The sequence below is a fragment of the Streptomyces sp. KR55 genome, assembly GCF_052245645.1.
GTDB classification, from domain to species: domain Bacteria; phylum Actinomycetota; class Actinomycetes; order Streptomycetales; family Streptomycetaceae; genus Streptomyces; species Streptomyces flavusporus.
The window spans coordinates 1-8,651 of sequence record NZ_JBQQCE010000419.1; the positions used below are offsets into that span (position 1 = coordinate 1).

The 8,651-nt window shown below is 67.8% G+C and carries 7 protein-coding genes and 1 pseudogene; 4 read left to right on the forward strand and 4 right to left on the reverse strand.

What is annotated here, in order from left to right; genetic code table 11:
- The 3 genes from ACTWQJ_RS40010 to ACTWQJ_RS40020 form a co-directional block, all read left to right on the forward strand.
- On the forward strand, positions 1-1,652 hold a 1,652-nt coding region (locus ACTWQJ_RS40010; protein WP_443311352.1), incomplete at its 5' end, for a hypothetical protein.
- Between the two features lie 51 nt (positions 1,653-1,703).
- The gene (locus ACTWQJ_RS40015) at positions 1,704-1,844 is read left to right on the forward strand and encodes a hypothetical protein (protein ID WP_443311357.1); all 141 of its coding nucleotides are present in this window, start codon (positions 1,704-1,706) and stop codon (positions 1,842-1,844) included.
- A gap of 46 nt (positions 1,845-1,890) precedes the next feature.
- Positions 1,891-2,316, forward strand: coding sequence for a hypothetical protein (locus ACTWQJ_RS40020; protein WP_443311353.1), 426 nt, complete (start codon positions 1,891-1,893; stop codon positions 2,314-2,316).
- An 87-nt stretch (positions 2,317-2,403) separates the two neighbouring features.
- On the opposite strand, the gene ACTWQJ_RS40025 is transcribed toward ACTWQJ_RS40020, so the two are convergent.
- From ACTWQJ_RS40025 to ACTWQJ_RS40040, 4 genes are all read right to left on the reverse strand, one after another.
- On the reverse strand, positions 2,404-3,531 hold the full coding sequence (locus tag ACTWQJ_RS40025; RefSeq protein WP_443311354.1) for an XdhC family protein: 1,128 nt from the start codon (positions 3,529-3,531) through the stop codon (positions 2,404-2,406).
- A gap of 371 nt (positions 3,532-3,902) precedes the next feature.
- Complete coding sequence (locus ACTWQJ_RS40030; protein ID WP_443311355.1) at positions 3,903-4,379, reverse strand: (2Fe-2S)-binding protein; 477 nt, start codon at positions 4,377-4,379, stop codon at positions 3,903-3,905.
- 10 nt (positions 4,380-4,389) lie between these two features.
- Positions 4,390-6,723, reverse strand: a complete 2,334-nt coding sequence (locus tag ACTWQJ_RS40035) for a molybdopterin cofactor-binding domain-containing protein (protein WP_443311358.1) — start codon at positions 6,721-6,723, stop codon at positions 4,390-4,392.
- Between the two features lie 432 nt (positions 6,724-7,155).
- Complete coding sequence (locus ACTWQJ_RS40040) at positions 7,156-8,349, reverse strand: PucR family transcriptional regulator (RefSeq protein ID WP_443311356.1); 1,194 nt, start codon at positions 8,347-8,349, stop codon at positions 7,156-7,158.
- 164 nt (positions 8,350-8,513) lie between these two features.
- On the opposite strand from ACTWQJ_RS40040, the pseudogene ACTWQJ_RS40045 reads away from it, so the two are divergent.
- A pseudogene (locus tag ACTWQJ_RS40045) lies at positions 8,514-8,651 on the forward strand (PadR family transcriptional regulator); the annotation flags it as partial.

Consider the following 8,651-nt stretch of genomic DNA (forward strand, 5'->3'; position numbering starts at 1 on the left):
TGGCCGCACACAGCGAGGACTGGGCCTCGTTGCGCCCAGACGGGGTGCGTCCGGACCGGGTGCTGAGCCCTGAGCGTGAAGTCAACCTTGACCTGTACGAGAACCGGGTCGCCGCTCACCTCGTCGACCAGCTCGCGCGCTATCTCACCCTCCGCATTGCCCAAATTCGTAACATCAGGGGCATGTTCAGCGATGTCGAGCGGTACATCGACGACGTGAACAGTCGACCGTGGCAGCAGCGCAGTCTCCGACTCTGGAATCTGCTGGCCAAGCTCGTTGAGCAGGAGGACTGGGACGCTCAGGCGAGCCTGCGGTTGAAAGAACTGGAGCAGCTGCGAAGCGCTGTGTCCGCGCTTCGCAGGTCACCGGTATGGAACGGGGTGAACCGGCGTGCAGCTTTGGGTACTTCGCTGCGCACCACGAACCTGCTGATCGGCGAAGACCGTTTCCGCCACGTCGCCGAACTCTGGCGGAAGTGGATGGCTACCCGAACACATTCCGCATCGGTTGATGACGAGTTCCGCCGCAGCCAGGACTGGTGCCGTGGCTTCGAATCCTACGTCGCGGTTCTGCTCCTCCGAGCGCTGGATGAGGTCGGCGGTCATGCAATGGATCAGCCAGTGCTCGCCAGGGGCGCGGAGCCGGTGAACTACCGGCACGGCGGGTCTGAAGTGAAGCTGCGCTGGGGCGTGGACGGCGTGCTGGTGATCGAGCGTGACGAGACCGTCGTGCTGCGGGTGGTGCCGCTCCCACACCCCTTGACAGGGGCTCGTCTCAGGGAGTCCGCGCTGGCCGAGCTCGCGATGCTCAACGCTCAACCGCCGACCGAGCCAACGCTGGTGCTCTACCCGGGCGGCAGCGAGGAACGGCAGGAACTACCGCTGGCCGTGCGACTGCAAGCCTTCGAAGCACCCGGCGCGCCGGCACCCGACAAGGACGGCGCTCCGCTGTGGAAGATACCCGTATCGCCTCTGGAGATCGACAGCGTGACCCGGCTCGCCCGCGGGCTGCGCTTTGTCCTTGAACAGCCCCGCCTGTCCGGTTACCCGTACCAAGTGCCAGTTGGCGTCGGGGTAGACACTGCATTCCTGTCCAAGATCCCTTGGCTGTCGATGGGACAGACTGGGATCACCGTGACACGGGTACCGGCTGATCACGAGCTGGTCACCGCACAAGCAGTCGCCCTGGCGCAGCGCCGGGACACAGCCCGGTTCCTCCAGCGAGGTACGAATGCCACGGCTGTGGAACAGCTGTGGGAGGGGGTCGAGCGCGCCGTCAGACAGACGGTCGAGCTGACCCGGTGCCCTCGCTGTGGCGCCGAGTCTGCAGCCCCGGACCGAGCCCTACAGGCGCGGGCCGATGGCTACTTTCGATGTTCGTGCAGCCAGTGCGGCGGAATCTGGGAGGGACGGCGGTGTCAGACGTGCCGCCGCATGTATCCCATCCTCGAATCCTCAGCTTCCGTTCATGCCGAGAACACGGACGGCGACTATCTCGATCGACAGTTCGCGACCGACCTACTGGCGGCACCGTGCTGGTCACGAGCCCGGGTTTGCATATGCCCATGGTGCGCTGTTTGCGGAAACGCTGAAGGCGATACAAAGTGCGCTCGCTGCATCCGGGGCGGTGCCAAAGCGTCGAGCAAGAAGTAGGGATGGCAGTTACTGACCTCGGACTGGGGTTATCGCCCCGCGCCCGGTCACCTGGGCGAGTTGACGGCCGTCGTGCCGTTCGAGCTGGTCGACGCGGTCCTTCAGGAGACGCGTAGCGTGCAGAGCCGGCTCCGCAGCAACCGCCGCACCCCGGTCCTCGCGCGTCTCGCGACGGCTCGTACCTGTCGGTGATCGGTACGGTGACGGTGCGGGTCATCGACGCGCGGATCACCGTGACGTGCGCCGACGGCACGGTCTTCACGGCTCCTACCGCCTGGCCACGAGCCTGACCGACCCTCGTCGTCACCCCGCCGTCGCGCTGACGCGCCTGTACCACCAGCGGTGGGAACACGAATCGGCGTACTACGCGCTCCGTCACACGATCACGCCCGGACGTGTTCTGCGCTCCGGCGACCCGGTCGGCGTCGAGCAGGAGATGTGGTCGCTGCTGGCGCTCTACCAGGCACTGCGGACGGTCATGGTCGATGCCGCCGAGTCCCTTCCGGGCACCGACCCGGATCGCTGCGGGTTCACCATCGCCTTCCAAACCGCCCGTGACCAGGTCACCCAGGCCACCGGCATCGTCGCAGCGAACTTCGCCACGGTCGGCCTCATCGGGCAGCGGTCCTGGCCGGCCTGCTCCCACCCCGGCGACAGCGGGTGAGTACCCGCAAGCTCAAATCACCAATCTCCTGCTACAGCGAGCGCCACGACGACGGACGCCCCGACAGCAGCTGCCGGGTGGTGGACCTCAATGGATGAGGCGATTTGATGTTGTGGTGCGGTGGATCGGGCCGTCGACGCGTGTCAGCGGCCGGCCGCTGCCGCCGCGGCGGTGCGCCACGATCTCGGCCGCGATCGACACGGCTGTCTCCTCCGGTGTACGCGCGCCGAGGTCAAGGCCGATGGGCGAGTGCAACCGTGCCAGCTCCGCCTCGGTGACGCCGGACTCCCGGAGCAGCCCCAGCCGTCGCAGGTGGGTCCGACGCGAACCCATCGCGCCGATGTAGGCGATCGGGAGCCGCAACGCCCGCTGCAGCAACGGGATGTCGAACTTGGCGTCGTGGGTGAGCGCGCAGAGCACGGTGCGTCCGTCCAATGCCTGTGACTCCAAGTAACGGTGCGGCCAGTCGGCGACCACCTCATCCGCTTCCGGAAAGCGTGCCGGAGTCGCGAAGAGGGGGCGCGCATCGCACACGGTCACGTGGTAGCCGAGGTACTTGCCGATCCGTACGAGTGCCGCGGCGAAGTCGATGGCACCGAAGACCAACATACGTGGCGTTGGAGCGATCGATTCCACCAACAGCGTCAGTGGCTCGCCGCACCGGCTGCCTCGGGCGCCGATCTCGATCGTGCCCGTGCGCCCTGTCTCCAGGAACACCGTGGCCTCGGCACGCGCCGTCGCCTCCAGGGCCGTATCGCCGAAGCCGCCCGCACAAGAGCCGTCTGCCCGTACGACCAGCGCCCCACCCATCAGGTCGGACGGCCCGCGGACGACCCTGGCCACTGCCACCACATCTGTCGCAGCTGCGGTGGCCAGAGCCCCCACCAGCTCCGCGCGCTCGGTGGGGATGACGGGCTGTACGAAGATGTCCAGCACTCCGCCGCAGGTCAGGCCGACCGCGAAGGCGTCCTCGTCCGAGTAACCGAAGCGCTCGAGCGTGCAGGTGGCGGACGCCAGTGCTTCACGGCACAGGTCGTACACGGCCGCCTCCACGCATCCTCCCGACACGCTCCCGATGACGGCGCCGTCGATGTCGACGGCCAGCGCCGCGCCCGGTTGCCTGGGAGCGCTGCCGTGGACCGCGACCACGGTCGCGACAGCGAAGGCCCTCCCCTGCTCACACCAGCGCGACAACTGGTCAGCGATGTCCAGCACGATGCTCCTTTCCGTGTTCGGCGGCGGCCTGGGTCTTCCGCGTGTTCACCGCGACGGCTACGCGGATACTGTGGAAAGGGCCAGAGCGGCAGACGTTTCGGACCTCGGCGAGGCCCAGGGCGACGATCGCGTGGCCGCCGGAGTTGCCGGACCTCGGCGACGGCGGCCATGACGCGTCCGGTCTGGCCGCCGCACTGTGCGGCGGCCAGACCGGACATGCTTCCCGCGTCGGGCGCAGGCTTGCCGGCCGTGGGGGGAGGCCCTTGATGGTGGCCACCCTGTGCGGGCCTGCCCGCGAGAGCCCGCCGTGAGAGCTGACGCAGGTGCGCGTCATGCCCTGTGCGGCGCGCACTCGGGCGGGCGGGGGCAGGTCACATGTGCGCGGCGCCCGCCTTGATCGCTTCCCGGATGCGGTGGTAGGTACCGCAACGGCAGATGTTGCGGATCTCGTCGAGGTCGGAGTCGCTGATCTCATGACCGGCAGCCTGTGCCTGCCTGACCTTGGCCACCGCCGCCATGATCTGCCCGGGTTGGCAGTAGCCGCACTGCGCCACGTCGTACTCCAGCCAGGCCTCCTGCATGGGGTGCAGGTCCTTGCCGACCGTGTCGGGCAGGCCTTCGATCGTGGTGATCTCGTCGTCCGGCCCCACGTCCTTGACCTTCACCGCGCAGGGATTGAAGGCCTTGCCGTTGAAGTGGGACGTGCAGGCCTTGCAGACATTGATGCCGCAGCCGTACTTCGGTCCGGTGACGTCCAGTACGTCACGCAGGACCCACAGCAGTCGAAGGTTGTCATCGACGTCGACGGTGACGCGCTTGCCGTTGAGGATGAAGGTGTGCGTGCTCATGGTGCGCTCCTCAGTAGGTGTGGCTCAGGCCGTCGGACGGAGACTCGGGAATGGGTGGGATGAAAGGTTTGACCTCGAAGGACACCGTGCCGTGGTTGATCGGGAACCGGGTGGGCATCGTGCCGGTCGCACGGGCGTAGGCGCCCGCGACCGCGGCCACGGACGCGGCCACCCCGGCTTCGCCGGCACCACCGGGTTGCTCGGAGTCGGAGGGCATCACGATGCACTCGAAGTCGAAGGGGACGTTCCACTGCCGGGTGTAGAAGTAGTTGTCCCAGCTGGCTTCGAGGAAGTGCCCGTCGCGCAGGTGCAGGCTGCTGGTGAGGGCGAGAGCGATCCCGTCCGAGACACCACCCAGCATCTGGGCCTCCAAGCCCTGGGGGTTGATCACCAGTCCGGCGTCCACGGCGACCACGGCCTTGGTCACCCGGGGCCCGGTGACCGCGTTGTAGATCTTGCGGTTCACGGTCTCGGGCCGACAGTCGATCTCGACGAGCACCGCGGTCGCGCCCTTGTACTCGCTGTGGATCGCGATGCCCTGCGCCGTCCCGGCGGGCATCGACCTGCCCCACTTGCCCACGTCGGCGACCTTCTGGAGCACCGCCTTGACCCGGTCGTTCTTGAGGAACGCAAGCCGGAACGCCACCGGATCCCTGCCCATCTTCCGGGCGAGCTGATCGACGACCAGTTCATTGGCACAGGCCACATCGGGCGAGTAGATGTTGCGCATGCTCCCGGTGTTGAAGCGCGCGTCGGTCTCGTTGAGCAGCTGGGTGACGACGCCGAAGTTGTAGGGGAGTTCCTGGGTCAGCGTGAAGATGGTCTCGGAGAACCCCAGTGCGCCGAGCCCGGTGGGCAGCCTGTCGGCCGTCGCCGTGATCATCTCACCGAGTCCGTGGCTGAAGTCGGTGACCACACTGGTGTGCCGCTGTTCGAAGGTCAGCACTTGCCCGGCCAGGTACGTGGCCCGGATCCGCGAGGTCACCATGGGGTGCACCCGCCCCTGCCGGGGCTCGTCGGCGCGATGCCACATCAGCTTGACCGGCTTGCCCATCGCCTTGGAGATCTTGGCGGCCTCGATGGCGGGGTCAGCGAAGAGTTTGTGTCCGAACGACCCTCCGCCGGTGACCACGTTGACGGTGACCGCGTTCTGCGGCAGGCCGACTGCCTTCGCGATGTCAGCCTGTGCCACGATCGGCACCTTCAGTCCCGCCCACACCGTCGCGCGGTCCGACCGGACGTCGGCGATTGCACAGTTCGGCTCGAGCGCGGCGCTGCTGCGGAACATGAAGGTGAAGTCCGCCTCCACCGTGCTCGCCAGCAAAGGGACCTTCGGGACCGCCATCGGCAGCTCGGCCTTTCTCAGCCGGGCCAGGATCGTCTCGTCGGACTCGCCCGCGACCGGGCCCGGGTTCCACTCCACGTCGAGGGCACGCACCGCGTCGATGCACTGTCCGAACGCCTCCGCGCGAACAGCCACTCCCGTGTCGACCATCGCCACATCCGTCACGCCCGGCATGGCAAGCACCGTGGCTCGGTTGTGTACCGACTTCGGTGAGCCGTTCAGAGTGGGCGGGCGGCAGACCATGGTCGGCAGCGCGTCCGGCACGTGAAGGTCCAGCGTGAACTGCTTTCGCCCGGTGACTGCGAGCCGGGCGTCCTCCCGCCTGTAGGGCTTGCCGATCACCGAGAAGCTCGACGTGGCCTTGAGCTCGACCTCCACCGCCTTGACGGTGCGGCTGGCGGCCTTGGTGGCCAGAGAGCCATAGGTCATTGACGACCCGTCAGGCGCGAAGATTGCCCCTGCCTTGGACTTCAGCAGCGCCACGGCCGAGCCGAGCTCGATCGCCGCGGCTTCCAACAGCGCCTTCCTGGCGATCGCCGCGGCGACCCGTACAGGTGTGAAGGTCGAGACCGTGGTGTTCGATCCGCCGGTGAGCTGGTTGAACATCAACTCGGGGCGGGCCGGCGCCAAGGCCACGTGCACCTTGTCGACCGGCAGGTCGAGCTCCTCGGCGATGATCATCGCAGTCGAGGTGGTGATTCCCTGGCCGACCTCCATCCGCGGAAGCTCGAACGACGCGGTGCCGTCCTCGTTGATCACGATCTTGATCAGCGCGGACGTGGGGAGCGCGGCGTCGGTCTGCAGATCTTCAAGGTCGTACAGCTCTGGGATCTGGGGCGCTGAGGGCACCGCGGGGTAGGCAGGTGTGCCCAGCCCGAGGTCGGCGGCCACGGCAAGCGTGGCTCCACCCAGCACATAGCAGATGAACGCGCGGCGGCCGACCCGCGCGTGCGCACCACGTCCAGTGGTGCGGCCACTCCTGGCAGGGACGTCGGTCATCGGCCATTCCTTTCTTGTTCCCAGTCGTCCGCTCTCGAGATCGGCAGGCAGATGCGTTCTCGGGACCAGCCCGGCAGGGAGCAGTGAGCACAACCAGTTGTCGGCTCCCCATAGGCGAGCGGACCAGAGCCTAGAGACGCATAAAGTCCTGGTCTTTGGGCCGAGCACCAGCAAAGCGGAGCAGCAGATTGTGCGCGAGCACAACGGAAAGCCGGTATTCGAACGAGGAGAGAGCGAAATGAGGAGACAGTGAAAAAGGACAGTAAAAAAGGACGGTGAAAGGGGACGGTGAAAGAAGACAGTCAGCGGCCTGCCGGTTCCGGGGGAACATCGGTCCGCCAGTTCCCTGACCACCGGAAGACGCGCCGCGCGGGCCTTCGGGGTGATCGCCGGAGCGCGTCCGCGCGTACCGGTGTCTGGCCGGCCGAGGCCTCATTCCGGGATGGTGCCCAGTCGCATGGCCTGCAGGGCAAGGTAGAGCTCCGCGCAGGAGTCCGCGTCGCTGGTTCGCCGGCCGGTCAGTTCGGTGATCCTGCCCAGCCGGTACAGGACGGTGTTGCGGTGGCAGTGCAGGTGCTCGGCGGCCCGTGTGGTCGAGCCGCCGATGGCGAACCAGACGCCCAAGGTGTCCAGCAGGACGGCCCGTTCCGTCGTCGGCAGGGTGAGCAGCGGCCCGAAGACCGTACGGGCCACCTCGGAAGCGGCGTCGGGTGAGGCCGCCACGAGCAGGGCTATCGGCGAACTCCCGTAGACGTGCGTGCCGGAGGTCCCGGGCGGCAGGCACTGGGCCGCCAGTTGGGCCTCCCGCCGAGCGTTCGGCGCGTCCATGGGTGAGGCGAAGGGTCGGCTGATGCCGACGCGGGAGAGTGCGATGCCGTCGAGGCGTTCCTCCACGGCGACGACCAGTTGCTCGTTCGGCAGGGCGAGGAGGCCGAGCAGGCTGCCTGCCTGGTGGATCCACTCGCCGTCGATGTCGACCGCCCGCAGCCGTCCCTCGACCGTGGGCAGAGGGCCGACGCCGTCGTTGATCTCGCCGCACACCACCAGGAACGGTCCTTTGCCGTCCAGCCGCAGGACCCGCATGGCCTCCCAGGCCTTGGAGCTGCTCCCCGCGGTGCCGTCGAGCAGTGAGGTGAGCATGACACGTCGTGCGGCGGCATCACGGCATGCCTGTTCCTCCACCGCCACGCGGTAGGCCTCGGCGGCGGCGCTGGAGTACTCGTCGATGATCACCCAGATGTCCGAGGCCCTGTTCAGCAGCCAGGCGGAGCTGTCCTTGTCGACGGCCATCGCCAGCAGCCGGTCCCAGATGAACCGCCCGCCGAGGCGGAAGGCATGCAGCAGAGCGGCCAGCGGGATGCCTTGTTCGGCCTTGAGCCGGCCCGCCGCCCGCGGGGCGTCCATGTCGGTGGGCGCACCCCCGTTTTTCAAGGCTGCCAGCAGCGTGCACAGGTTGTCGTGCACGGGGGCGCGCAACTGCTCGTAGCTCAGCAGCATCCTCTCGGCGTACGAGCGCTCGCCGTTGAGGATCTCGGCGGTCAGTTCGTCGGTCAGCGAGTCCACCGAGACCAGGAGCCGGTCGAGCAGATCAGTCATGCACGGGTTGGCGCCCAGCGGCATGGTCATGCGCGGATGATAGACGCCCGCGACGTGTGCGGGCCCAAAGCGTGCGGCATGATGCCCGGCTACCGCCCGGCCAGTTGCCCCCGCCGGCCCGGGTGAGTCGTCTCTCCGACGGGCGCTGCCGCCTGTCTGCGCAACGAGTTGCACAGAAGGATCGCGATATGGCGCTCGAACCCGAGAACCTCCGACGCGACCCCGCCGTGAAGATCCGTGACGCGGCCTTCGACCACCCGGCGGTGCTGATCCGCGAGGTCGAGCGGCACCGGCAGGCGCACAGTTCCGAATCCGTACACCCGCCGCGCGCG